The sequence below is a fragment of the Rossellomorea sp. GQ25 genome, assembly GCF_059758515.1.
Genome location: NZ_JCAXEQ010000001.1, coordinates 396,351 through 421,379, shown reverse-complemented (window position 1 = coordinate 421,379; position 25,029 = coordinate 396,351). Strand labels below are relative to the sequence as shown.

Sequence of the window (25,029 nt, the reverse complement as noted above, 5' to 3'; positions counted from 1 at the left end):
TCTATTCGATAAATAACCCCTGATTTGTATATAATTGCTCTAGCTTTCTTTGGCGAATACTTATGTTGTCTTGATCTCGATGTTGAATACCTATTAGTATGATTTCAACTAAACTAACGACAGATGCAATCGAATGATGTCCTGAATTCATCCCTTCTTCGGTTGTGAGTGTAAGGTCAGAAAGCTGCCCGAGGGGTGATAATTGTCTATTGGTGATCGCGATGACATAAGAACCTTGTTTTTTTGCCTTCTCCACAAGCTCAATGGATTCAGTACGGAACCTGGGAAACGAAAACATAACCACAGTAGAACGTTGATCCAAATCACATATATCTTCAGGGGAAAATCCTGTTGGACTAGAGAGGAATACGTTTGCCCTGTATTGTTTTAACGTATAATACATCCAATAAGCCGCTCCATAAGAACTTCCAAAGCCACCGATATAAACTCGCTCTGATTGTATTAAGCGATCAATGGTTTTCCATATTTCTTTCACGTTTAATTGATTCATTAGCTGCTCTAGTACGGATTTTTCTTTCTCAATGACCCTACTGAATACACTCTTCTCATCACCTACTGTTGAGGATGAAGGAAATGATTCATTTTCATTAACCTGCTTCTTCTCTAACCAATCCCTCCGCACCACTTCCTGCATTTCAGAATATCCTTTAAAGCCTAATGCATATCCTAATCGAATCACAGTTGTTTCACTTACACCAACTTTCCTCCCCATCTGAAAAGCCGTGAGTATCGCTGCTTCACCTTGATGCTGAAGAATCAACTCAGCCACTTTTTTTTGCCCGGCAGATAAGGAAGAATAGTTTTCTTTAATGATTCGTGCAATTGATCTTTGAACCATGACTACTCCTTTCTGTTCACCGAAGTAAATCCTTCGTTTTTTATAGTATATTGCATTATATACTTCATATTCAATGAGAAATTTTATAATTCTGATATTTAAGAATAAATGTACTTTAATTTAAATTCCCCATCACCCATTTTTCAACAAGGGGACTTGAACAGAGCAAAAAAACAAAAAACACTTGAAAAATTCAAATGGTTTTTGTCCGATAATTTCAAAACAATATAAATCTATCCTTCCTAGCCTTGCAAACCGGATTGAAAAACAGTTGGACAATCAGTACGGGTGGGCTGATAAAAGCAATGACTTTTAAATCGGCCAGAGTTTGCTTGATTATACCATTTGCTTGGGCAATTACCCGATGGCTTGAAAAACCACATGCTAAAACTTGCAGGATGTATTCGTCGACCATTTATTACTTTTCTAGCCATGTCGAGTTCGTTACTTCTTGCCCTTTGATAAAAGTATCCTTTTTGAATTGCTTCAAATCCTCCAGGGTTTTGGTAAACCATTTGTTTAATGCTTCTGATATTCTTAAAATCCAAACAATCACCTAATACCCGATTTACACCTACATTCCCGACCATCATCATCCCTTGATTTCCTTCACCCTCAGCTTCTGCTCTCATTAATCTGGCAAGAAGTTTCACTTCTTCTTCGTTGTGTTTTATTAATGGCACTATCTCACCCTCCCTCATATCCTCATATCAATATATGGATGGTCGGACTGTCCTATACTTAGTGCCCAATCGACATCATCAGAAAATATAAAGAAGGTCCCATTAAAGGACCTTCACTTTATCTTATATTTTCATTCCGAACAATATTTTCTCTAAGTAAAAACTTTTGAATCTTACCACTTGCATTCCGGGGAAGTTCTTCTACGAATATATATTCACGCGGCCTCTTATAATCGGCCAACAGATCCCCATTTTTCAAAAAGAGATCGAGATCTTGCGAAGACAATGAAGGATTTTGGGAAACAACAACGGCAATCACCTGTTCTCCCCATTTTTCATGAGGCTGACCTAGGACGGCTACATCTACAATATCTTCGTATGCGTGGAGTGCATCCTCGACCTCACGGGGATACACATTTTCTCCCCCCGATATCACCATATCATCCACCCGATCAGCGACGTATAGATACCCCTCCTCATCTATATAACCCAGATCACTGGAATGGTACCAGCCTTTATATAATGCGTTTTCCGTCGCTTCCTTGCGATTGAAATATTCAAGCATTGTACAGGAACCGCGAACAATGATTTCCCCGACTTCACCAGGCTTGCAAAGATCATCCGGTTCAGAAGGACCATTTTCATTCGGTTTGACTACCCGTATTTCATGATTATAGGCAGCCCTTCCTGCCGAGCCTGTCTTAGTTAGCTGTTCATCTTGGAGAAGGAAGGTAACCGCCGGACCCATCTCAGTCTGACCATAGGCTTGTATCAAGTCAATCTTCATTTTCTCATGGAGAGCTCTCACAAGAACTGGCGCCATTGGTGCTGCCCCATAGAGACCGATACGTAAAGAAGAAGTATCATAATCATCTACCCCATGTTGCAGAAGCATTTTCCACATCGTTGGCGCAGCGAAAAAGGAGGTGACCTTTTCCCGTTCAATCACTTCTAATACGGTTTGTGGTTGAAACTGATGAACGATAATATTCTTCGCTCCCGCTTGAACACGTGGAAGGAAACAACAATGAAGCTCGGCACAATGAAACATAGGGGCTGTAACAAGTCCGATGTCATTTGGTGTCAATCCCATAACAGACGTACAAATCAAGCTTTGCTCAGCCATATCCCTATGCCTGTGCAGCACACCCTTTGGTCTCCCAGTAGTCCCGCTCGTGTACATAATTGCATATGCGTCAGTTTCTTCTACCGAGATGTCTATTAAGTCAGTTGAACAAGGATTCACAATCTCTTTATAGTTTTGAGCAAAGGTAGGGTCATCGTCTCCAACATACCAAAAAAGGGTCTGTGGAAAGTCTTGTGAAATCTGCTCAATCGGAAGGGTGAGGGCTTCTTCAAATATCACGACCTTTGGTTCGGCATCTTCTAAAATGTAGTTTATTTCTTGAGCCTTTAACCGAAAATTAATTGGGTTAATTACCGCACCAATCTTTCCACACGCAAAGTACACTGTTGCTAACTCCAGCGTATTAAATAGATATGTCGAAACCCGATCTCCCTTCTTTACACCTGCCTTAAGCAACGCATTGGCAGCACGATGAACTTCACCCTGCCACTGGGCAAAAGTTAACCGAGTACCTGTTTTCTCTTCTACAATCGCCTCCTTGTTTCGAAATTTCACTACCGTTTGATCAAAAATAGATCCTGTCGTTGCGTACATATTTCTCCCCCTTTTAATTAAGGTACATCCCATTACTGCAACATTCCCTAATCAATTATGTTCGAGATAGTTGTACGTTTACCCTTCTTTAATATCTGATAATTCAGAAATATATTTCATTAAGAAAAACGTCACCTTCCAATAGTGTAAAGGTGACGTTCTTTCTACTACAATGATTACGAAGCTTTCTGCTCATTCAACACAACATTGAGCTTGCGTTTAGTAAACACGTTAAAAAACATATTCAGTCCAATGGCTGTTATACTTCCAGCAACAATCCCGTTATCCGTCAAGATTCGAATGCTGGATGGCAATTGAGCAAATAATTCAGGAACAGCGGTTACTCCTAATCCCATTCCAACTGAACACGCGATAATCAATAGATTTTCTTGAGATGCAAAATTTACATGGCTAAGCATCTTAATCCCATAAGCTACGACCATCCCGAACATGGCCACCATCGCACCGCCCAATACTGAAGAAGGGATCACTGTCGTTAAAGCACCAATCTTAGGTACCAATCCAAGAATCACGAGAAATGCTCCTGTTGCATAAATCACACTGTTGCGCTTCACTCCTGAAAGCTGTACCAAGCCTACGTTTTGTGAATAAGCGGTGTAAGGAAATGCATTGAATAAACCACCTAGTACGATTGCCAGCCCTTCAGCACGATAGCCCCTTGATAAATCCTCTTCTGAAACCTCTTTATCGCTGATATCTGCAAGAGCAAAATAAACACCTGTTGATTCCACTAAACTCACCATTGCTACTAGTATCATGGTTAGAATGGCTGTTATTTCAAACGTCGGCATTCCAAAGTAGAAAGGTTTTGCCATATGAAACCAGGAGGCATCCCCAACCGCACTAAAATCTACTTTGCCTAAAACAAATGCTACGGCTGTTCCTGCCATCAATCCCAGTAAAATGGAGACAGAGCGAACAAAACCTGTAAAGAATTTATAGAGGATTAAAATAAAGAACAACGTTCCAAAAGCAAGAGACAAATTTTCTAATGAACCGAAATCAGCACTACCTTGTCCCCCTGCCATATTGTTCATGGCTACTGGTATCAAGGTAATCCCTATGATCGTTACTACAGAGCCAGTCACTACAGGAGGGAAGAAACGAACCAGCTTCCCAAAGTACTTACTGATTACAACTACGAATAAACCTGAAACCAGAATTGAACCGTAGATCGCTGAAATGCCATATTGCCCACCAATCGCGATCATTGGTCCTACTGCCGTAAACGTACATCCGAGTACGACCGGAAGTCCTATCCCAAAGAAACGATTCTTCCATACTTGCAATAAGGTGGCGATCCCACACATGAAGATATCAATGGATACCAGATAAGTGAGCTGTTCTCCCGTTAATCCTAATGCTCCTCCTACGATCAGTGGAACGATGACCGCTCCCGCATACATAGCAAGAACGTGTTGAATCCCGAGTGACGCTAGTTTTATAGGCTGATTTTTCATTATACCCGCGCCTCCTCTTGCTTAAATGTCACTTTCCCGTTTTCAAGGGATTGGATTTCTGCTAATGATTCAACTCTGTATCCTGTTTCACGTACGAGCTTCCCTCCGTCTTGAAATGACTTTTCTATGACTATCCCGATTCCAGCAACATGGGCGCCAGCTTGCTTAACTAAATTGATTAATCCCAAAGCCGCTTGTCCATTTGCTAAGAAATCGTCCACCAATAGCACACGGTCATCTTCTCTTATATATTTACTAGAAATTGAGATTGTGTTTTCTTCCTGCTTCGTGTAGGAGTATACCGTTGATGTAAGAACCCCTTCTGAAAGAGTTAACGATTTACGCTTACGTGCAAATACAAGTGGAACATTCAATTGAAGAGCAGCCATCACGCCAGGAGCAATTCCGGACGACTCAATGGTTAACACCTTCGTAATTCCCAGATCTTTAAAACGACGTGCAAATTCTTTCCCGATCTCCATCATCAATTCTGGGTCTACTTGATGATTCAGGAATGAATCTACCTTTAATACAGTATCTGAAAGGACGACACCTTCATCTTCAATTTTGTATTTTAATAAATTCATAATCAAAACGCTCCTTTAATGTAATAGAACCTGGAAGTCTACAAAAAAACCCAAAGGCTATTGTGCACTGGCTAGAGTGAGACAATGACCTTTGGGTTAGGCAAAGAGCGTCCGTATTGACGGACAATCCATTGCTCACTCATAGTCGAATCATTTACGGTAATCCGGTAGAAACTCGCGAGCCATATCCTCGCTATTATATGAGTGTGCTTTTATTCGGTTGATATTTCGGATTATATCGGATATTTTCGAATTTGTAAAGACGTATTTCCTAACGATTAGGGTACGTCTTTTCTTTTTCGTTCGTGTTTGATATATTCACGCCAATGCATATCGGTAAGCTGTCGGCAAAAATGTCGGTAGGATTTAAGTGACCGACAAAATTTAACGAAGAAATGTCGGCAATGTCGGCAGGATATTTTTTATTGTCGGCGAATTATTATATTCGGAGGAGGTGGAAAAATGAGGAAGATGGCGATATTAATGATTCCGGGAGACGGAGCCGATCCTGACGTTAGTGTGACGGTTAAACAAGACGGTGCCAGCGAATACGTGGCCGAGTCTAACTTCGATGTTGTTATTCGCGATAAGGATCCGATTGTTGCAGCATTTACCGCATATGTATACTCGAAAGAAAAATGGCCCAACGGTAGCGACTGACCACCGAAGGGCTTTTCTTTACATGAATTCCGATACTTTCTTCGCAGTCTCGTAGCGATCTTTACCGCTAAGCACCGTTATTTTATCGGCGACTAAGCCTTTATCATCTCCGCCAATTACAATTAATTCCTTCGCAACTTTTCCCGCGATAGCTCCGCGTGGATAAATCGGGCAGTCGATTCTAACGGCAAGACCTTCGGCTGCTGGGTAGTCGTTGAACGTGTTGATTACGATTGCTTTCGCTAACATATCATCATCCTCCTTCGGTTGCGGTTTCGGTGATGGCGCTTGAGGCTTCGCTTCTGGCTTACGTTTTAGTTTGTAGTATTCTGCGATTGAGCGTGCGTCTACTTCGCCACAAAGCTTGCGATATGCGTCCGATTTTAAATACGGCAGGTCTGTCGTTGAATCCATAAAGCCGTGCTCGATAAGGATTGCCGGCATTTTCGTTTCTCGAAGCATGTGAAAATTAGCGACCTTAACTCCGCGATCCCTCAACTTTGTAGCTGCGATTAAATTCCGCTGAACAATTTTAGCGATTTTATACGAGTGCCCGACCGTACCATAAACGAAAGTATCAATGCCTCCCCAACTCCCCATTCGCCCGGTATTAGCGTTAGCGTGAAGAGATACGAGTACGTCTGCGCCCCATCTGTTCGCCTTGTTTGTCCGGTCAGTTAACGAAACGTCACGACCATCCTCATGGGTGAACATGACCGCTACACCCTCGTACTTGTCAAGTTCTGCCTTCATATACTTAGCGACAACACTATTGAACCAATATTCGCGCATGCCGTCTGGTGAACGTTTCCCTGGCGTGTTCGGTCCGTGCCCTGCGTCTATTGCTACTTTAAGCGCCATTACTTATCGCCTTCTTTCGGTGTGTCTAGCGCCGTGGATTTACCGAAGTAGAATGAGATGACGCTGATAATGACCGTTTGAATGAAGTTAACCTCGAGCGTTCCCAACAATGACAACGCAATAAATAAAATCACGATTAACAACGCGGTTAGTTTCCGTACGTCAATCAGCGAATTAAGTCTTTCCTTCATATATTTCGCTTCCTTTCCTAACTAAAAATGGCGATACCTACCGTTACGAGAAATCCCGTAATAGTTAATATCGCACCCACCATAACGTTAAAGCGAAACTGATTATTCGCTTTCATTTCGTTTATATCCCGCGCATTTTCCTCTGCTAATGCCAACGCCTTATCCGCTTTATCATCCGCGTTTTGTGCCGTTGTTTTCACTTCCGAAAAATACCCTACTTGCGTCTTAATCACTCCGATGTCTACTTTTAATTCCGTCAGAATGTCGTAGATTTCCCGCGAGCTGTGTTGCGGTTCATTCATGGCGCCTACACCTCCTTCAATACAAGCGATTTATTTTCGACTTTGTATTCGGAAGGGTCTACTGCCTCGGCGACGAAGAAGAAGTATTCGTATTGGCGGTCCGGTATCACTTTTTCGCCAGCAACAAACGCCGTAATACTCCCGTCTTCTGCCGTATCGCAATACACTAAAAATCCGTTCTCATTCATCCGTATCACCCTTCCATATATGCCTGAAGTATCCTTGCGTAGGATTTAGCGCCTGCCACAGTACTCCGTAAGTCGAGGTAAAACGCCCGCCTTCCGCCTGTAGGTATGCCGAGGTCTATCGTAATAGTTTCCGGCTGACCGCCCGAGCTAGTTGAGTTAGATCCCCCGTAGCCTAGCAGTGCACCACTTTCCGCATCACGAACCCGTACGGCAGCAGTAGATGCCCCGTCGTCTGTTTTCGTAAATACGCCGAGCTTTAGGTAGCGTGACTGATGCTTGAGGTTGAAATACCCCCATGGCGCATAGGAGCTAGACGTGGACGTCATCCAAAAGCTCGATGGTTCGATAGGCGCTTCATAATAAGCCGGATAATGCATCTGTACCGTGTAGTCCGTTTGCAGGTATCCATCATTGATAAGCGTGTAGCCGTCCGGTCGAATTAGTTTGATAGCGCCCTTTGATATTTCGAGCATGCCTGACGTAAGTTTGATGTATTTGTTTGCGTCTGTTGCATCGATGGCGATTAATTGTGTCCCATCCCAATAAAATAAATCTTCATTTCCGATAATTTGAATATTGTTCGTCTTAATTTGGCCGGCAGTTAATAAATTCGTAACCACTCCGTCAGGGGTAATTGCGTTTGGAAAATCGATTCCTCCATTTGTTGTGACGCCAATTCCAGCCGACCTAATTGCGACAAACCGATTCGGGTCGTTCGGATCCCTCGCGACAATACCCATGCCTTCCGGATATTCGAGTTCGGTCAACGAGTTATTCAACGCCTCGGTCGCGCGCTGAACCGCTTCGTCATACACGTTGTATCGCAACTTACCGCTGTTCTCGTCGTAAATCTTATCGAGCAAGGTTTTCTGATACGACATGACCGACTTTGCGTAAGATTGCTTCGTAGTCGCAAGCGTTAACTTGGGCGCCTTATTTGAATCCGGATAGTCCTCGATTTCCATAACGCGAAGGTCGAGGTCGATGTTCAACGGCTCGTAAATCGTTGGTACAATGTCGCCTAGTTCCGGCTTCGGTTTCGTGTAGCCTGCGTCCTTCAGCACCGCAAAGTCGAGTTCGATCGTGACTTCCGGCGTGTCTTGTAGGACTCGTTGCAGATTCGCCAATAAGGTCGCCTCGTGCGTGATGGCTTCGTTTGAATAAGGCGGTGCGCTTCGAATACCGAACACACTGGCATTTGGCGATGTGTACTCAGCCGACACAACCGGATTCCCCTCCGAGTCCTTCTTACCTGTCCCGCGAATGTATGTCGACAGATTGGACGTGTTGAGCGACCGCTTGAACGACTTGATATTGTGATTGTAGCGAAACTGCAGGTCGATGAGCGAGCCGATTTTATTGCGGACAATGACGTCGTTTCCGCTTAGCGTGAATTCTGCGCCGAATCGTTCGAGCGCTCTATTGAATAACGCAATACAGTTGTCATCGCCGAAGTTTTCGAACTCGAGCGTGCCGTATGAATCGACGATTGAGAACGTCCAATCCGTGCCGGTAAATATATGCGATAGAATTTGATTGAGCGATTTAAAGCCGTTCGTTAGCGTGGTGTAGCGATACTCGTCGATAAGGTCAAAGAATACGTGCATGGCGAAAACTTGCTTGACTGGAGTGCCGTTGACTGCGCGTTCCTCGAGCGATTTGATTCGATACTGGTCGCCGGTTGACTGATCGGTTACGACCGCTTCCTCTTCGACTAGGTTGAACGCCTGAGCATTAACGCTGGTTTTCGGCAATAAAAAAGACAGCGAACGATTTCCATTCACTGCCGAGTTGCGCGTTAGTCCGGTATAGTTGGCGAGTAATTCTGATTCGCCTGATAGCGATGTGATTTCGAGCATTTAGTCGCCTCCTTTCCGAGGTTTGCGGAATTAAAAAAGGAGCCGCGATGGGCTCCCGTTGGTGTTGCTGATGTTACATAATGTAATCCTATGGTTCATTAAGTGATTGAGTCGTAGATAGGAACAAACCCTAGACTCACTCCATTTGCATCAAACACTTCCATCTTCTTTATTACCGTTCCTAAAGTTGTTGCTGCTACGCTATTACCAATACCTATTCCGTTAACAGCAAGTAATTTATAATCTGTCTTTAAACCTATTGATCCATATCGATACGCATTCACATCAACCGCCACACTACCACTACCAAAGTTGATTTTAGCATTTTGGTGATCTATTTCTACCCTTGGATTTGTATCTGTTTTTCTTTTGTACCTAGAATAGTTAGCTCCAATCCCTGCCGTGTATTCGGTTGCTGGGTCAGAACCTAAAGTGGAAAAAGCGTCCATTACCGCAAATGTATGAACGTTATTACTAAAGGTGTTTATTCCTACAATACTTGCTTTACTGGTTGTACTGTGTAATTTTAATTGCTCTCTGTTATAGACGTGATTCCACTTTGCGTTGGCATCCTCTGTAATTTGAATTTTATGTGCATCATAACCATAAAAAATAACATTTGAATGGGCAAAGTTAACAGAATCTATCGCTCTAAATGCAACTTTTGGTGCAGTAGCCTCATATCGTCCACTATAAAAATAATTAAATTTACCCCAACATTCAATGTGATATTCAGGTACATTTCCCTCTAGAGACGGCTTATAAAAATTGTTATTATTACAAGAAAACCCAGCCTCACTAATTAAAATTTGTCTCGATCCTACAACACTAGTTCCTTCATCTGAGTTATGAGAAAAACGACCTCCGTAAAAATTGTTTTCATTCACCCATGCACTTGAATCTCCGGGGATTAATTGCATATTCACTTTGTTGTTGTCGAGACGCTTCACAAAAATGTTGTTATAGCTTGTGCCTGTTCCGAAAGCTGTTACACGAACCCCGTAAGAAAAGTTATTTATTTTCCCTAAGAAAATTTCACTCTCATATATGTTGGTTAATTGTAAACCTACATCCGTACCGTCCCAAGTTTTTGTTTGCTTGATAATATCAGGTAAATGGACAGTCTTACCTCTAAATAAGGTTGCCCCTGTACTTTCTCTTACTTCAACCGCTATCGGCAAATTAGCCGTTACATTAAAGATTGCTCCGCTTGAAAAAACATGGCTATTAAAAGTTATTTTTCCGCTAATGTTATAACTAATTGGTGCAATTATAAGTCTACCATTTGCTCCAACCGCAACGATAGCCCTGTTAATTCTTGCGGTATCATCTGTTTCCGGCACTTGGATTTTATAACTTTCTACATAAACTGTGTTTGTCGATCTTTCTGCCAACTCCGCACTAAGACGGCTATCTACTTCATTAACTGGAGTCGCATCTATTTCCTGTATTTCACCCCAACCAACGTTATCAAAACGATAAACTTTTCCAGTGTCTCTCGTCATAGCAGTTTTGCCTTCTGTAGCGTCCGGATACGTTGTCGCCAAATCTGCGAAAGTATTAACAGGTGCCAACCATTCTATCCGCGCTTTGTCTACGACTTTATCAAACGCCTCGCCCGAAACATTCTCGACCGCATTGTCAAACGAGTCGCTTAAGTTTTTAAAGTTTTCATTTAAGTCATTCCGAAAAGTGCGATCAAACGGAACGCCTAACGGTTTATAATTCGCCAAAAAGATCGCGCTCCTTTCATTCTTGCGAATTTTTGTTACAAATAATAAAAGCGAAAGTCGAATTTAACCTCGAAACTCCCGCTCGTGCCCGTGAGTTGAAAATCGTTCCATCCAGGCGCCAACGTGATGAGTTTGCGATTCGTGTCGGCGAAGATGCTGACGACCAAGTTTTTCGTCGAGCGTGTTCCCATAATCGCCAACGTTTCAAGCGTGCTGGCCGTCGTCCCGGTATATTGCCACGTCTCGAGCGTTGTCAGATTTCGGATTTCCAAGTTCGTGCTTGCGCCCTTGTACGAAATCACTAACGGCATGTTGCGTGGATTAATCGTTTCATCTCCCGGATTGTAAATAGAAAATGTCGTGGTCGTGTGCGTGTACTGTAAGTCGCCCGCCTCAATCAACCCTTGCCCGACTTGCCAAACGCCGTCCTGCTCGAAGTCCGTCGACGTGAGCGACGTTCCGACCGATTCGGCGTAAGGAGAGTAGCTGATAAACTCAAGCGAAAACTCGCCGTAATAACCTAACTTTTCAGGCGTCCAGGATCCGTCAACTTCTACTAGCCACCGCTTACCGGGTTCTGCGTCTGCGATTAAGTAGAAGGGTTCCGGATTCATCAGAACGCGAAATAGTTCGTTCCTGAATAGCGCCAAGTCCTCGATGTCTACCGGAAAGAATGAACAGGCTGCGCTCAATCTTCGTGGCCCCCACGTCTTTCCTAATCGCACCAATCCGCTGGTGTTTTCGAGTTTTTCCGTTTCAATTTCGGGCGATGGCGAGGAAATCGAAAAGCTTCGCACAAGCACGCCGAAGTAAGCCGCCATGTCGTACTCTACGCCGGACTTCGTTACGATTTTAAAATTGTCGATAGTTTTCATTACGATTTCACCCCCGATGTCCGAAGCTCGTTGCCGAAGTCCTTCCGCATCCCGTCGTCAATAAACGGACGTACCGCCTCGCTGACAACATAGCCGTCAAGCTCTGAAACGACTCGAATTTCCTTGTTCATTAACGCAGCGACTAAACGGTCTAACTCAGCGTTTCCGCCGCCGCTGCCTGACGTATTCGAGGTAATGCCCGCGTCAATCATACGGAACAGGTTCGCTTGCTGAGACTCCGTTAACACCATTTCGTTGCGGAGTAATCGAACGTCGATTTCGTTGTGCTTCGGAGATTCTGCCAATTGCTTCGCATATCCGCCAACATGTAATTTCGGCAAAGTTCCGCCTTGATGTCGACTTGTATCTACGCCCAAAGACCTTGCAGCCCGGCTTGCTTGCGCGTAATTCCTTGCGCCTACCTCCTGGATGAAAATACGTTTGGTAATATCCGCGCCTAGTCGACTATTCAACGTGTCGGCAGTTCCGATGATTGAGTGGATTTTACTCCGCACGCCTTCGAGCTTACTGATTTTGGCGTCGATTTCAGCCTTGGCGTTTCGATATTCGGCCGTGTTACGGGTCGCCGAGTCTTTAATGCTATCCATTTCGGCTTTCTGCTTATATAGCGTTGTTAGCTCAGACTCGAGCGTTTTCATTTCTTCGCCGCGTTTTGAGTTAATACCGGCTTGTTTTAGTTCGATTTCGACCATTCTGTATTTAACCTCGTCTAGTTGGCCGATTTGCTCCTGAATCTTATCGAGTTCTTTCGACCGTTCAAGCACCACGTTGGCAGCTTCGGCACGCTGGTCTTTAATTTCCTGCAATTTCTTCTTCTCGAGTGCCAGGTTGAAAGTTAACTGCTGTGCCTCGCTATCATTTCCCGCCTTTTTTGCCGCGTTCAGTTCGTCTTCAATACCGCCAATAATTCGGAGCTGATTGCTTTCCTGAACATCGAGGTCAATCATCTTCTGCTTTTCCGTGTTAATTTCACCGGAGATCCGCTTCTCTTCAAGCAGCAGGCCCTTCATATTCGCTTCGAGTTTAGTACGTTTAGCCTCAAGTTCCAGGCGAATCATCTCGACCTGTTGAGCGTTGAATTCTTTCGCGGCACCCGTATTCTCAAGCAGAATGTTCCCTTGTTCCGTTAGAACTGTATTAGATTCTGGAACTGCTGCGACAATATCACCGTTTAATTGAACGAGGCGATCAAGTTCCTCGTTAGATAAACCGGATTTCTCGTATAAATTATCCTGCTCTCGGCCGAGTCGGGCGATTGTTTCTGGATCCGCAGTCTTCGTGATTTCCGAATTAATGTCTACGAATCGAGCGAGTTCATCGTTTGATAGCCTTGATTTCAACGTTAGCCTGTCGTATTCATTGATGTTACCTTCGAGGGCCATGCGATTCTTCTCCATCTCGTTAACACCATCGAGCGTCACCTTGTTAAATTCGTCTTGACCAACTTTCGCGGCCATCAGTACGCCTCCAAGTACGGATAATGAACCGATTGCAATTCCGACTGGTCCGCCGGCAATGAACATCGTCCTTAACGCAAGTGATAATTTTCCAAGCGTAGAAACCACCAATGCGATACTTGTGGCAGTTCCAGCGAATGCAAGGCCGGTCTTAATCGTCGAAGTGTCAACTTCCGTCAATGTGCGAACCATATCGGATCCTGCTTTTACGATTTCCGTAAAGATTGGCAGGAACTCTTTTCCGACTTTTATTCCGGCTTCCTCGGCTGCGGATTGAAATTCCTTAAATGCTCCGATCAGGTTATCGTTCATCGTTTTCGCTACCTTGGCAGCAGTCCCGGCACTGTTAGAAAGTTCCTTCGAGTAATCAGCGAGCTTTTGCTCACCGTCGGAAATCAAGCTGAGGAATCCGCTTGCTGCTTCCGTTCCAACTAACTGAGCGACTGTAGCTGTCTTCTGTGCCTGCGTCATATCCTTCATTTTCTCGCCGATATGTCCGACCAACTCAGGTAAAGACTTCATAGCTCCGTTTGCATCCGTTACTTTAATTCCGAGCTCTTCCATCGCGTCTTTAGTTTGACCGGTAGGATTCGCTAAGCTGAGTAAGGCAGCACGTAAGGAAACCCCGGCACTTTCGCCTTGGATTCCTGCGTTTGACATGCTGGCGATTCCTGCAGCCGTGTCCTCGAATGAAATTCCGAGCGATTTAGCAACAGGACCGACATACTTCATAGCGCCAGCAAGTTGCGGTAAGTTTGTGTTTGCCGTGTTCATCGTTTTAACCATAACGTCTACGGCTTTTTCGGTTTCTTGCGCACTGATACCGAAACCTGTCATGACGTTTGAAACCATATCGCTGGCACTTGCTAAATCAATCCCTCCGGCGGCAGCAGCGTTTAGGACTGCCGGTAGTGCTGAGATTTGATCCTCGACTTTAAATCCAGCCATCGCTAAATACGTCAACGCTTCCGCACTTTGGGATGCACTGAACTGAGTGCTGGCTCCATACTCACGCGCAGTTTTCTCTAATTCGGCTAGCTGAGTGTCCGTTGCTCCACTGATTGCCCCGAGTTTGCTCATTGACTGTTCGAATGTTGCTGCCACGGAAACCGACGTCCCGATAACCGCCGCAATTCCTGCCGCCATGCCCATACTCGCTTTTTGAATCGCACCTAATTCCTTACTGGCCCGACTGGCACGGCTTCCCATAGTGTCCATTTCACGCCTTGACTCTCGCATACGCCTCATAAAATCTTCATTAGAGATCTCGAGAGTAGCGCGAATGCGGCCTGCGTTTGCATCTGACATTTAACCGCCTCCTTTCCTCCGTTATTTAGTCATCGCTCGTAATTGATCGAATTTATCTCGACTGAATTTCGTCTCTTGCTTCATGCCAATACGATTTGTAAGGTCTGCGATTAGCGCCTTATACTCAGCGTCCTCCATACCCCGGTTATTGGTTCCGAGTGTCATACGAACGCTCTCCAGCTTTTCTACAGCTTCAACCTTACGTTTTGATTCGATCAGTTTAGCGAGATCAACCATGTAGTAACCGTTATCAATTTCTACCTGCGATTTGTCGAGTAACACTGCCGCATCCATCAAGAAATCATCAAGCGCGTATTTGTTTTCGCCCTCTTCCGTGCTTATTTGTTGTCGCTGAGCTTCGGGAGAAGGCTTTTCACGTTTTTTACTACGCTGTCAAGTCGGTTTCTCTTGACTGTTCGCGCCAGGTATTCGAAAATTTCATCAACGCCTACTTCAGCGTCAATGTACTCCTCATCAATCTCAGACAAAATGGCGACTACATGAATCAGTTCCTCCATCGCAATGTCGAGTCCGTTGATAACGTAAGCGTAAAAGTCGTCTTGTGGCGCAGTGATAACCTGCACGATAATGCCGGGCAATTTGTCGACCGTCTCAAATAGGTCGCGCCACTTGTTCGGCGTAAGTTTATTTATCTTCACACGCTTTTCACCAAGCATCATTTCGTGCTCGTTAAGCGCCGATAGTTTTCGAAATTGTTTCAACATGGGCGTTACACCTCCGTTTACTAAAATAAAAAGAGCGCCAGTTAAGGCGCCCGTATTAATCGTTATGCAGTTGCAGTTTCGTCACCCATGATAAATAGGTCGCCACCGTTTGCGATATCTGGGTACGCCACAAACGTGATGTTTTGGATACGTTCGTTGTCGCTGTTGTACGTTAGTTCTCCGTCAGAAATAGCACCTGCGAGTGGAATCGTAATCCAATCATTGGCACTTGCAGACGGATCAGTCGGCTTGATTACGAGTTTCTTAGCGTTCGCCAGCATGTCGTAACCTGCTTCCGATTTAACTACGAGTTTCTTCTTAGTCGGCGTTGTAGCATCCGTGATAAGTTCACTGTTCGGTGTTACTTTCGCCAGTTTGTCAAGGTCGTGCAGCGCAAACGGAACAACCGCCTGTGCAGTACGCCCTTTCATAATCGATTTAACAACGGTGTCGCCGTATTGATCGACCGTTACGTCTTGCTTAGACGTTGCATACGAAAAGACGATTCCACCCTTCGTAAAATCAAACGTCACCATTTCCGCAGCTTCACCATACTCGACGATCGCCGGTCCGATAGGTACATTAATTCCCGCCATTTAAATTCCTCCTTGTTTTATGCAAAATTAAAACGCCGCCAGCACTAAGGCCGAGCGACGCAATCAAAATTTATTGAGTATATTGGTCTGTTATTCTCATCTTCACCGATATGAATTGGTACGCTGTTATTCGAGCGAATCACCACTATCGAATCATCACCGATTCTAACTTCACGCAGGTTGGTTAGCGATTCATGAATGCGATAAGCCCTTGCTTCTGCCTCGGACGTCTTTGTACCGCGAACAAGGATTTGAAAAGACGGTTGTTTTTTGCCGGTCCATTGGTCGGTAGGAAATCCGCCTGTTAGACGAACAGCGACACAAGAATCGGCAGCAGTTGCTGGAAATCGATTCGGATAATAAACGTCAGGCACTCGGCCATTTATAAAACTTATCAACTCGAGTATTCGCACGTTAGTCCATCTCCTTTTTGATTTCTTCAGCAATCCAACCGAGATACTTTTCAGCCTCGCCCATCAAAGGACGTTCAAGGTATTTGTTGCCGACTGCATAGCCGTCTGTACCTGGCGATTGTGCCGATAGGGTGCCGAGGTTTTCCATAAATTCATGCGTCCACAGAGCATAGTTAAATCGACCGTTGCCGTCTTTGTTGATTGCGCTGAACGTTACCTCACCAATAATGTCGGCGTTGAGTTTCGCTGTCACTTTCGACTTGGCGCTTGCCCGTAAAATACCGGCCTCAATTGGCGCTATGTCAACAGCGATACGTTGTAAGTCGTCCATCGCATCCTGCGTTCCCCTCACAGCCGCAACATGCGCTCTTGCTTCCTTGACGTCAAGATGTCGAAAGAAATCGCTGGCATCAAATTCGAGGCTCATACGATCACCTCCGTAAGGATTGGCTTGCCGGAGATATTTCGCTTAACGTTTATCTCTTTCGGATTACGAGTAAGGGTTTCGCCTAACTCATTCGTAAAGCTAATTTCGTCATCGTAGCCAATCGATACAAGTTTATCGAGTAGGATTCGCGCTTCAGCGATAACAACTTCTCCATCCTGAGAAAGGCCGCCAGTCTTTGATCGTACCGCGATAGTGCCTTCGTCAACCCGGCACTTATGCTTTACTGGCGCTAACTCAATCGGCTCTCCCCACTCATCAAGACCTGCCGAAGAAGTAACGGTAATCGTCTGTTTCATTGGTACGATCGGCATTACCTCACCGACCTTCCAACACGTAATCCGCCTAACTTAATACCGCCGTTTGCCTCGCTGATTAAATCGAGTGCACTTTGCGGAATAAATGCCGTAAGTTTGCGAGACTGCGTATCCTTGAAGTTATACGATCCGACTCCGGTAATAGAGAACGAAGCGATTCCGTGATTGTTCAGGCGATTCGTGTCGTTATAAGCAACCGCCAGGACTGCCGCGAACTCATAGACCGAGGTGTCGGGTATGACATATTCGGCATATTGATTCGCGAGGGCCCTTTCGGCTACATTCAACAGTCGCTGCTTCTTTGCTTCTTCAGCTTCCTGCCAGTCTTCTATATCGATGATATTTTGTTCCACGTATAAATCAGCGTCAGTAATGTTAACTGCCATAACCGGTCACCTCCGTTTTATTTTTCGGAGGCTTTGGCTTTCTTCGGCTTGACCTCCGCCTTGACTTCCTCGTATCCATAGTCGTTTACGAGAATGTTTCGGATATTTTTATCTTCCGTTTCGCCTTGTCCATCGGTAAACACAACGCCTTCAGTTTCTCCGTTATAAAACTCACTCGGCGTTTTAATTCGATACTTCAAACTAAAACCTCCTTATAGAAAAAGGCGCCTACTAGAGACGCCGATTCTTTATTAGTTATTAAAGTACACCGCGAAGACGTGCTGCAGACTTGGAGTTCTGAACAACAAGACCAGCGTAAAATTCAATACGAGTACGGTATGCCGGTTTCTCTTGAAGTTCGCCAAGATCCTCAACGTCTACACCACCGTTAGTGATACCCGCGACTCCGTCAGCTTGGTCTACGCGTAGTGCGTAGATGGATCCCGCATTTGAAGCAGTACCTTGAGTTTCATCCGCACCAAGAATTTGAGCGCCAGTATTGTCTGCACCAATAGTTCTAATCGGAACACCGCCGTAAGTCATAACAGGGCGACCAAAGCTGTCTTCACCGGATTCAATGTAGTGATTGCTACCTTGAAGAATGCCTTTTAGCTTACGACGCATTTCCATGGACATTAGTAAAACGTTAGCTCCACCATCTACTGCATCGATCAATTCATCAAGCATAGATAGCTCTAGTGAGTTACCGTTAGTACCTGCGCTGATGTTCTCAGTGATCAGTTTGTTAAGTCCGTCAAAACCTTTTGGATTTGAAGCTACATCGCCATCGATAAATTGCTTTTCGAAGAAACGAGCAAGCGCCTTAACTTTAAGTTGCGTTTGAATCGCTCTTTGATCGTTAATGTTGCTGCGAGTCTTAGTGATAAAACGGTCGACGTCCACATCTCCACCAACGATAGAAAGGCTGGCGTTTTGGTTGTTAACTGTCCCAGAACCTTCTACATATGCTTCGTTAACTCCACGGAAGTCGATATTCGGAAGAGTACCTTCACGATTGTAAGCGTAAGAGTTACCAGCGACTTCAATAAACGGTAGGATTTCAAGAGCTACGGAGTTTTTCGCATATTCCTCGATAACCCCTCTTTTTAACATGTCTTGTGATAATTTTGCGGATTCTAATAGTGTTACTGCCATGAATAAAACACTCCTTTAGTTTTTGTTTAAAATAAAAAAGCCGCCTGCTTATACAGACCGCCTTCTACTTCTTTTTGTTAAATCCCATTGAAAGTAATTGCATTGAATTCATATTATTTAGGTCAATGGATTGTTTTGGACTTGGATTTGTTGCGTCGCCGACCGGTTTATCCGACTTTAAGTTGCCGAACATTCCTTTCGCTTCCGCCTTATCGATCCATGAAAGTTTTTGCTCAACCGACAGATGATCCGGAATTAAATCACGATAATCCTCCGGAACCGCTTCAAGCCTCGAACTGTATAAGCCTTCAATAACGCCTTCCAGCTCTTTAACTCGCGTATCAGCAGATTCGAATTGCGACTTAAATCCGTCAAGGTCCTTCGTCGTTTTTTCGTAAAGCTCCTGGTACTTACCTTGTTGCTCTTGTGACTTGACTTCCGCTTGCTCTTTTTCCGCCATAAGTGATTCGTAACCTGTTTTCGCTTCTTTATATTTAGCGTTAACCTCATCGAATCGACTTTTCGGAATCATAATCTCGTCAGCGCTTTTTTCTGTTTTTATCGTCTCAGCAGACGGGGTTTCAGCGCCTCCATCTTCGGCAAAATACTGTAGGTTTAACGGCAATAATTTTGGTTGTTTCATTTCTCTTCCTCCAATTTCGTTTTTATTTCGAGCAACGCCTCGATAAATTTGCGTCTTTTCATGACATCCGCCAGGTCAATAGCGTTCTGGATTTCTTATTGGTGATACAACATGACGGCAGCGTTGGTGGAAAATTTCTCGTTGCGGTAGGTTGCCGATGTAAGGATAACTACCGGGTGCGTCCGGCGTTAGCTTGATTATCCGACCTTCCCAATTCTTACAGGCGTCCTTCGCTCCGTGCCGGCTGATAATTCCGTAAAACGCTTCACGCGATACAGCTTCGTTTTGAGTAGATTCGCGATAGCTGTTCATCATTTTAGTTCTAGCGAGCATGTCAACGTAATCATCTGGCCGCCAACGTCTGCCTGCCGCGTCTACTATACCGGTGTTAGCAGCCTCGCCGAGTTTCTTCCGCAATTCCTGAAGCAAATCACGCTTGATTGATTTAACGCCGTTTACTCCTTGCGAAATATTACTCCGCAGCACCTCTGCCGCCACTTGCCGGACAGTTGTCCTGACTTTGCGACTAACGTTTTGAGTTACGGCCAATAAATCGGATTGAGTGTCTGCCACAACCGTCTCAACCAAGCTTTTGTTTAACCGGTTGAATGTCGCAATGTTCTTCGCTTCCTCCAACGTGTCAACAACTCCGAGGGCAAGTATCGCTTCTTCAATGCCTTCCTTAACGGCCACGGGCAGTTGCTTTTCCGCCCATGCCCCCGCCTTTCTATCAAGCTCGGAAAGTATTTCCGTAATGCTTTTCAGAACAGCGAGAGAATTGACGCGTCGGAAGTCCGATAAATCAATACGTTCTAACTCCTGAAGAATGTCAGCGATTGCTGCCTTGTAATAGCCGACGAGCACTTTGACTTCGCTATCATAATTCGGCATTAACTATCGCCCTCTCCCTCCGACTGCGGGTCGTTAAAGATTGAAACTGATACAAATTCCTCGTCTTTTTGCTCTTGGCGAATTCTTTCCAGTTCGATGCGAGCCTGCGCTTCTGTGTAGCCATGAATTCGCATGATTGCCGTTAATTGAGAAGTGACAGGCTTTCCGCCAGTTTGAGTGTTTGCGATAGTGGATTGCTCCATTTCATCGTCTGGCAGTCCGTCTTTAAATTTAATCTTAGGAACCGTAATTTCGTAGCCGAGTTTGTCCTTACCCAGCTTCGCATGCTCTAGCTGTTGAGCTAGTAGGATAACTTTCTTCAGTCCTTTATCGAAATATTGACGTTTCCGGTTAATCTTCGATAGCAAACTATTCATGCGCCACTTGATAGATAGTCCGGATGAGCCGCTTGTTCCGCTGTCCGTTTTACCTAGTGCGACCGGAGGGATTTCTGAAACAGTGAGCACCTGGTCCAAAAGCAATTCTAGTTCACGGAATGCTGCCTCCAACTGACCGTCCCAAGTTATATACTTCGGTGGCTGTTCTTTGTCGCTGACCTCAAACATCTTATCTCTGCCAGCATGGAATATCGGCTGACCGTTTTCATCCTCGCCTAGTGTTCCTTGAGGCACCGCCATAGCCGGGTCTGAATGCTTATCTAGGATTTCTGCGATTTTGGTAAGTCGATTATTGATCTCGAAGAATAACGATTCATTTTCAGTTAAATCATCCGTACCGAAAAAGTCATCGTCTGTTGAGTAGTTCGGAATGTGGACGATTAACGGTTCGTTAACGCCTGTTTGAATGTCTTCCCTATCATCCTCAAGCTCTTCTTCGATTTTCCATTCCAGCACCTTATTTTCCGCTGTAGATGTTCGGAAAGGCGTCAGTTTGAAGCTCGAATATTTGATAAACCCCGGGTAATGCGACTCTACGTTCAACACCCACTCCTCATCGCCTGTTCCTTCAACTATCTGAGGGTAAGCGATATGGTAAGCTAACGGTGTTTTAGAATCACCCGGCAAGAACTCGATAAAAACGTATTCGGCTTTTTGGGGCTGAATCATAATCTTAAAAGGATCCGTGTTTTTCGGCAGTAAACCGTTGTATTTCTGACACCAACGAATCTTGTAAAAGGAGTCGCCGCGATAGGAGTTACCAACCGCTGATTCGTAGTTGGTAATGTTTAAATCGTTTTCTTCAACTAACCTTTCGATCGCTAACTGTTCATTCGAATCATCGTTCTTCCCTGCGCTAAATGTTGGTGTCTCCCCGAACAGGAAATCGGCTGATTTGTTGCAGATTAATTTCGCCAGATTCAAACTAATATAAATCATTTCCGCTTGGTTATCGGTTACTTTATCGATCAAATCATCGAAAGCAATGTGGTGTCTTCCTTCGAATATTAATTTGTTTTTGCGATACCGATTGATTCGGTCTTCGTGCCCAACTGGCGGGTAATACTCTCCCGGTTTAAATAGGCTCAAACGATTCACCTCCGTTTTTTTATAAGCCTGGTGGCTTGCGATGGAATGCACGCTTCCTTCTTACTCCCCCGGCTGAATCAACTGCCCCAGTCAATGCGTCAGGAATGTCGTCATGCTGTCCGGTAGGAAACTGTTCCATTTGCTCAAGTAACAAACTATGTCTTTTCTTAAAACGCAAAAAGCCACTCTCACACAACGGCTCAAGCGCTTCAATACGCTGTTCTTTCTTTGTACCGTGATGCGAAACTGACTTAATTTTCGTGGAATATATTCGTTTTTTCTGAAGCTTATCTTGTAATTGGCGATACATATCGTACCCAACACCGATTGTCTCGACTGTGAAAATTCTATGTCCGAATTCCTCTATTTTCTCTACCGCCATATTCAGCGCAACGTGTGCCGGGCATTTCTTAGCCCAAGCGTCTACCACATAAATTACACCGGTTACTCGATTCCTTGCGATGGTAACAATAGCGTTGAAGTCAGCTCGCGAAGATTTACCGGCAGCTACGTCCCAGTATGCATAGTAATCTAACGGCATTGGGCGCCCTTTGTCATCGTATAAATCCGATTCGTCAAAGTAGTGGAAGTTTTCCGGAACGAATATTTGCGACTCTTCATCGCGTGGCTCGTTCTGATACTCCGTATTAAAGGCTTTCGATCCATTGGCCCATTTCCACGTCATCAGCTTCCATACCGGTTGAACTTCCGGCCATAAAACAACCGCGCCCTCATCCATAGCAGCATGGTTAGCTTCGTAAAATTCTCTCGCCTTGATCTCACGTTCATTTATCGGAATCTGATCGCTTTGGTATATCGCCTGGCATTTCTCCCAAAGGTCAATCCGATCCGGCATCTCGATTAGCGCCTTGTATTTATGCGACTTGAAATCTGCGCGATTGTGAAGCAAGTCGTTAAGCAAACTCGCCTCATGCACGACGGTCCCCATTACGATAAATGCCGTCTTTTCTCCCTTGGCGTCACCCAATGGCATTACCGTCTGAGCGAACCAATCTCGCAACTTTTCCCGCTGTTCTTTCGTGGCTGCGTTTGTCTTAATATCTTCGAGGTCATCCCCGATTATAAAATCCGGACGTGAACCGTCCCAGTTTCTGCCTCGGAGCGCTTGGCCGGTAGATGCCGCTTGAACCATCGTTGTCTGTTTCTTGCCGTCACTTCCTGCCGTCTCCCATGCGATAAATTCCTTACTGTTATCCTTGTCGTTCATCTGTTGCTTGGGCGATAGTAACGGGCCGAAGTCAGCCCGCAGCTTAGCGTTAGTCTTTAGCTGACCAGATAGCCATTCAAGGTTGGGTTCCGATACTGACGGCGTTTCTGAGATGATTATGATATATTTTCTTTTCCGAAATACCGTTTCGCGTAGGGGAGCCGCCTTACTTAAGTACGAGCTTTTTCCGTGTGATCGGGGCGCTGCTCGCACAATCTTGGCGTTCCTGACCACGTTTGAAACTTCGTCAATCGAGGCACATATTTCTCGGTGAAATTCGGCTGCATCGTCAAGGCTGTCGAGCTCAAATCCGTCCCAGTTTCCGCTGTTGCCCGGATTACGTGATTCGCTGAAATACTCCCAAGCGAAGTATAGTAAGTTAGTTTCGCAAAGGTGAATCCGTTTCAAGCGTTCAAGCTCCGAAACCAGTTCGTCTAATTCTTCGTATTCGACCGGCGCAAGACCGACTTTTGACTCCGCCTCAAGCATTGCGTCGATGAGTTCCTTGGTGCTGTCGATCAGTTCCTTACGCTCACGCCTCGGTAACCAGCGATTTGATACCCATGCCATGACGACCGCCTCCTTCCTTCGGTTTTCACCGTGAGATTTAGTATGTAAGTACGACTAAAACCGTTAGGCATTCGATTTTAGCGCATAGAAAAAGACACCCCTCGACGGAGTGCCTTCGGTTAAATTATTTCTTTATGACTTGACGCTCAAAAGTCGCCCAGTCGGATTGTAACTTGCCTTGTCTCACATGGTAAGACGTAACCAACAAATCTGCGAATCTTACTTCGGGATGCGCTTTTATATACTCCATCCCTTTCGCCCACAGCCATTCGTAAACATTAGTTTCTGTTACTCCGCTATCTTGAACTGCTACTGTTGATCCGGAAACCTTGACGTCTAAAACAGCGAAGTCACCATTTCTTATAACTAAGCGCCTATTGTCACCTGACGGCCCTTCGTTCCAACCTTCGAACCCATCATTCTCGAATAATAATTCGTTCTGACCCATCGTCTAACCTCCCCCTTCTAACGGAAAGATTTCGACAACAATTGCGATAACACCTTTAATTGGAAGTTAAAAAGTTAAATTTGATTTCCGGATTTATCTGGCACTAGACGTAGAAACGCGCGCACGTGCCCCCGTGTGTACCCCCCTCACGAAGACAAAAAAGCCGACCGAATTAACGATCGACTTCACTCTGTTGTTTACGATTGTTTATCGCTCGATAAAGAGTCGCTTTGCTGACTTCGGTCAACTCAACGATTTCAGGAACAGAATACTCGTTACTATCATATAGTTTAAGCGCTCGTTCAACATCCTTCTTCGGCTTGGCTGGCCGACCGCCTACTCGTCCTCGTGACCTTGCCGCTTGTAGCCCTGCCTGAGTACGCTCGACTATGATATCCCGTTCAAGCTCTGCGATAGAGGCCATAGTACGGAAGAAGAACCGACCGACTGGCGTAGTAGTGTCGATGCCATCAACCACGGAAACAAAGTCGATACCTTCCCGCTCAAAGCATGCCGTCAATTCCAACAGCTTAAATGTCGAGCGCCCAAGCCGGTCCAGTTTATATACCACCAGGGCATCGCCTGACCTAAGCGCGTCCAGGCACTTTTGCAGCTCTGGCCGGTCATCTTTCTTACCGCTCATCTTCTCGGTGTATATGCGTTCACATCCAGCTTTCTTTAACGCATCTACCTGCAAATCCAACGATTGATCCTGCGTACTAACACGAGCATATCCTATTTTCATCGCTAACGCCTCCGTTTCATTTGTTGTTACAATCGTATCATTAACGGTACGTTTTAGCAACTATGAAATGAAACTATCTTTTGAGACGGTAAATCAGCGATAAACACTGTAATTATGCGCCATGTCAGCATCGTTTCACAAATAATCGTTTATGGAACGGGTAAGCCTGCGAAAATTTCCGGGAGGTCTTGCGCCATGCGCTTGCAGTCGATGTAATAGCGATAAATCACAGCG

The 25,029-nt window shown here is 45.0% G+C and carries 29 protein-coding genes and 1 riboswitch; of the genes, 1 reads left to right on the top strand and 28 read right to left on the bottom strand.

Annotation, left to right across the window (positions count from 1 at the left end; all coding sequences use genetic code 11):
• Window position 1: 1 nt before the first annotated feature.
• From AC6CIB_RS02330 to AC6CIB_RS02310, 5 genes are all read right to left on the bottom strand, one after another.
• Window positions 2-859 carry a MurR/RpiR family transcriptional regulator gene (locus tag AC6CIB_RS02330; protein WP_498277760.1) on the bottom strand — a complete coding sequence of 286 codons (858 nt, stop codon included), beginning with the start codon at window positions 857-859 and terminating at the stop codon, window positions 2-4.
• Between the two features lie 242 nt (window positions 860-1,101).
• On the bottom strand, window positions 1,102-1,491 hold the full coding sequence (locus AC6CIB_RS02325) for a cell wall hydrolase (RefSeq protein WP_498278618.1): 390 nt from the start codon (window positions 1,489-1,491) through the stop codon (window positions 1,102-1,104).
• A 169-nt stretch (window positions 1,492-1,660) separates the two neighbouring features.
• Complete coding sequence (locus tag AC6CIB_RS02320; protein WP_498277758.1) at window positions 1,661-3,223, bottom strand: fatty acid--CoA ligase; 1,563 nt, start codon at window positions 3,221-3,223, stop codon at window positions 1,661-1,663.
• A gap of 176 nt (window positions 3,224-3,399) precedes the next feature.
• Window positions 3,400-4,704, bottom strand: a complete 1,305-nt coding sequence (locus AC6CIB_RS02315; RefSeq protein ID WP_498277757.1) for a nucleobase:cation symporter-2 family protein — start codon at window positions 4,702-4,704, stop codon at window positions 3,400-3,402.
• Complete coding sequence (locus tag AC6CIB_RS02310) at window positions 4,704-5,291, bottom strand: xanthine phosphoribosyltransferase (RefSeq protein WP_498277755.1); 588 nt, start codon at window positions 5,289-5,291, stop codon at window positions 4,704-4,706. Before AC6CIB_RS02310 ends, AC6CIB_RS02315 begins: the two co-directional genes overlap by 1 nt.
• A gap of 122 nt (window positions 5,292-5,413) precedes the next feature.
• A riboswitch (purine riboswitch) is annotated at window positions 5,414-5,515 on the bottom strand.
• Window positions 5,516-5,753: 238 nt separating this feature from the next.
• On the opposite strand from AC6CIB_RS02310, the gene AC6CIB_RS02305 reads away from it, so the two are divergent.
• Window positions 5,754-5,951 (top strand): hypothetical protein, encoded by a 198-nt coding sequence (locus AC6CIB_RS02305; RefSeq protein ID WP_498277754.1) that lies wholly within the window; start codon window positions 5,754-5,756, stop codon window positions 5,949-5,951.
• Between the two features lie 18 nt (window positions 5,952-5,969).
• Here AC6CIB_RS02305 and AC6CIB_RS02300 read toward each other — a convergent pair whose 3' ends face one another.
• The 23 genes from AC6CIB_RS02300 to AC6CIB_RS02190 form a co-directional block, all read right to left on the bottom strand.
• The gene (locus tag AC6CIB_RS02300; RefSeq protein WP_498277752.1) at window positions 5,970-6,812 is read right to left on the bottom strand and encodes an N-acetylmuramoyl-L-alanine amidase family protein; all 843 of its coding nucleotides are present in this window, start codon (window positions 6,810-6,812) and stop codon (window positions 5,970-5,972) included.
• Window positions 6,812-7,003, bottom strand: a complete 192-nt coding sequence (locus tag AC6CIB_RS02295; protein WP_498277751.1) for a hypothetical protein — start codon at window positions 7,001-7,003, stop codon at window positions 6,812-6,814. Before AC6CIB_RS02295 ends, AC6CIB_RS02300 begins: the two co-directional genes overlap by 1 nt.
• 17 nt (window positions 7,004-7,020) lie before the next feature.
• On the bottom strand, window positions 7,021-7,305 hold the full coding sequence (locus AC6CIB_RS02290) for a hemolysin XhlA family protein (protein ID WP_498277749.1): 285 nt from the start codon (window positions 7,303-7,305) through the stop codon (window positions 7,021-7,023).
• Between the two features lie 5 nt (window positions 7,306-7,310).
• Window positions 7,311-7,493, bottom strand: a complete 183-nt coding sequence (locus AC6CIB_RS02285) for a hypothetical protein (RefSeq protein ID WP_498277748.1) — start codon at window positions 7,491-7,493, stop codon at window positions 7,311-7,313.
• Between the two features lie 5 nt (window positions 7,494-7,498).
• Window positions 7,499-9,352: a phage tail protein gene (locus AC6CIB_RS02280; protein ID WP_498277747.1), complete on the bottom strand. Its 1,854-nt coding sequence runs from the start codon at window positions 9,350-9,352 to the stop codon at window positions 7,499-7,501.
• A 98-nt stretch (window positions 9,353-9,450) separates the two neighbouring features.
• Window positions 9,451-11,085: a hypothetical protein gene (locus AC6CIB_RS02275; RefSeq protein WP_498277746.1), complete on the bottom strand. Its 1,635-nt coding sequence runs from the start codon at window positions 11,083-11,085 to the stop codon at window positions 9,451-9,453.
• 35 nt (window positions 11,086-11,120) lie between these two features.
• Window positions 11,121-11,960 carry a phage tail family protein gene (locus tag AC6CIB_RS02270; protein WP_498277745.1) on the bottom strand — a complete coding sequence of 280 codons (840 nt, stop codon included), beginning with the start codon at window positions 11,958-11,960 and terminating at the stop codon, window positions 11,121-11,123.
• The gene (locus tag AC6CIB_RS02265; protein WP_498277744.1) at window positions 11,960-14,746 is read right to left on the bottom strand and encodes a phage tail tape measure protein; all 2,787 of its coding nucleotides are present in this window, start codon (window positions 14,744-14,746) and stop codon (window positions 11,960-11,962) included. The genes AC6CIB_RS02270 and AC6CIB_RS02265 overlap by 1 nt, the downstream gene beginning before the upstream one ends.
• Before the next feature lie 21 nt (window positions 14,747-14,767).
• A complete protein-coding gene (locus AC6CIB_RS02260) occupies window positions 14,768-15,040 on the bottom strand; it encodes a hypothetical protein (protein ID WP_498277743.1) in 273 nt (90 codons plus the stop codon).
• Window positions 15,041-15,084: 44 nt separating this feature from the next.
• Window positions 15,085-15,471, bottom strand: coding sequence for a hypothetical protein (locus AC6CIB_RS02255; protein WP_498277742.1), 387 nt, complete (start codon window positions 15,469-15,471; stop codon window positions 15,085-15,087).
• A gap of 62 nt (window positions 15,472-15,533) precedes the next feature.
• Window positions 15,534-16,067: a hypothetical protein gene (locus AC6CIB_RS02250; RefSeq protein WP_498277741.1), complete on the bottom strand. Its 534-nt coding sequence runs from the start codon at window positions 16,065-16,067 to the stop codon at window positions 15,534-15,536.
• Window positions 16,068-16,111: 44 nt separating this feature from the next.
• Entirely contained in the window at window positions 16,112-16,441 is a 330-nt protein-coding gene (locus AC6CIB_RS02245; RefSeq protein WP_498278616.1) for a minor capsid protein, read from the bottom strand.
• Window positions 16,442-16,481: 40 nt separating this feature from the next.
• Complete coding sequence (locus AC6CIB_RS02240; protein WP_498277740.1) at window positions 16,482-16,907, bottom strand: hypothetical protein; 426 nt, start codon at window positions 16,905-16,907, stop codon at window positions 16,482-16,484.
• Window positions 16,904-17,239, bottom strand: coding sequence for a hypothetical protein (locus AC6CIB_RS02235; protein ID WP_498277739.1), 336 nt, complete (start codon window positions 17,237-17,239; stop codon window positions 16,904-16,906). Before AC6CIB_RS02235 ends, AC6CIB_RS02240 begins: the two co-directional genes overlap by 4 nt.
• Window positions 17,239-17,628, bottom strand: coding sequence for a hypothetical protein (locus AC6CIB_RS02230; protein WP_498277738.1), 390 nt, complete (start codon window positions 17,626-17,628; stop codon window positions 17,239-17,241). Before AC6CIB_RS02230 ends, AC6CIB_RS02235 begins: the two co-directional genes overlap by 1 nt.
• A 17-nt stretch (window positions 17,629-17,645) precedes the next feature.
• Window positions 17,646-17,828 carry a hypothetical protein gene (locus AC6CIB_RS02225; RefSeq protein ID WP_498277737.1) on the bottom strand — a complete coding sequence of 61 codons (183 nt, stop codon included), beginning with the start codon at window positions 17,826-17,828 and terminating at the stop codon, window positions 17,646-17,648.
• Between the two features lie 58 nt (window positions 17,829-17,886).
• Entirely contained in the window at window positions 17,887-18,783 is an 897-nt protein-coding gene (locus tag AC6CIB_RS02220) for a major capsid protein (protein ID WP_498277736.1), read from the bottom strand.
• A gap of 64 nt (window positions 18,784-18,847) precedes the next feature.
• Window positions 18,848-19,426 (bottom strand): hypothetical protein, encoded by a 579-nt coding sequence (locus tag AC6CIB_RS02215; RefSeq protein ID WP_498277735.1) that lies wholly within the window; start codon window positions 19,424-19,426, stop codon window positions 18,848-18,850.
• A 75-nt stretch (window positions 19,427-19,501) separates the two neighbouring features.
• Complete coding sequence (locus AC6CIB_RS02210) at window positions 19,502-20,317, bottom strand: phage minor capsid protein (RefSeq protein WP_498277734.1); 816 nt, start codon at window positions 20,315-20,317, stop codon at window positions 19,502-19,504.
• The gene (locus AC6CIB_RS02205) at window positions 20,317-21,804 is read right to left on the bottom strand and encodes a phage portal protein (RefSeq protein ID WP_498277733.1); all 1,488 of its coding nucleotides are present in this window, start codon (window positions 21,802-21,804) and stop codon (window positions 20,317-20,319) included. Before AC6CIB_RS02205 ends, AC6CIB_RS02210 begins: the two co-directional genes overlap by 1 nt.
• A gap of 19 nt (window positions 21,805-21,823) precedes the next feature.
• Window positions 21,824-23,602, bottom strand: a complete 1,779-nt coding sequence (gene terL, locus AC6CIB_RS02200; RefSeq protein ID WP_498277732.1) for a phage terminase large subunit — start codon at window positions 23,600-23,602, stop codon at window positions 21,824-21,826.
• Window positions 23,603-23,726: 124 nt separating this feature from the next.
• Complete coding sequence (locus AC6CIB_RS02195; RefSeq protein WP_498277731.1) at window positions 23,727-24,050, bottom strand: hypothetical protein; 324 nt, start codon at window positions 24,048-24,050, stop codon at window positions 23,727-23,729.
• Window positions 24,051-24,222: 172 nt separating this feature from the next.
• Window positions 24,223-24,795, bottom strand: coding sequence for a recombinase family protein (locus AC6CIB_RS02190; RefSeq protein ID WP_498277730.1), 573 nt, complete (start codon window positions 24,793-24,795; stop codon window positions 24,223-24,225).
• Window positions 24,796-25,029 lie beyond the last annotated feature (234 nt).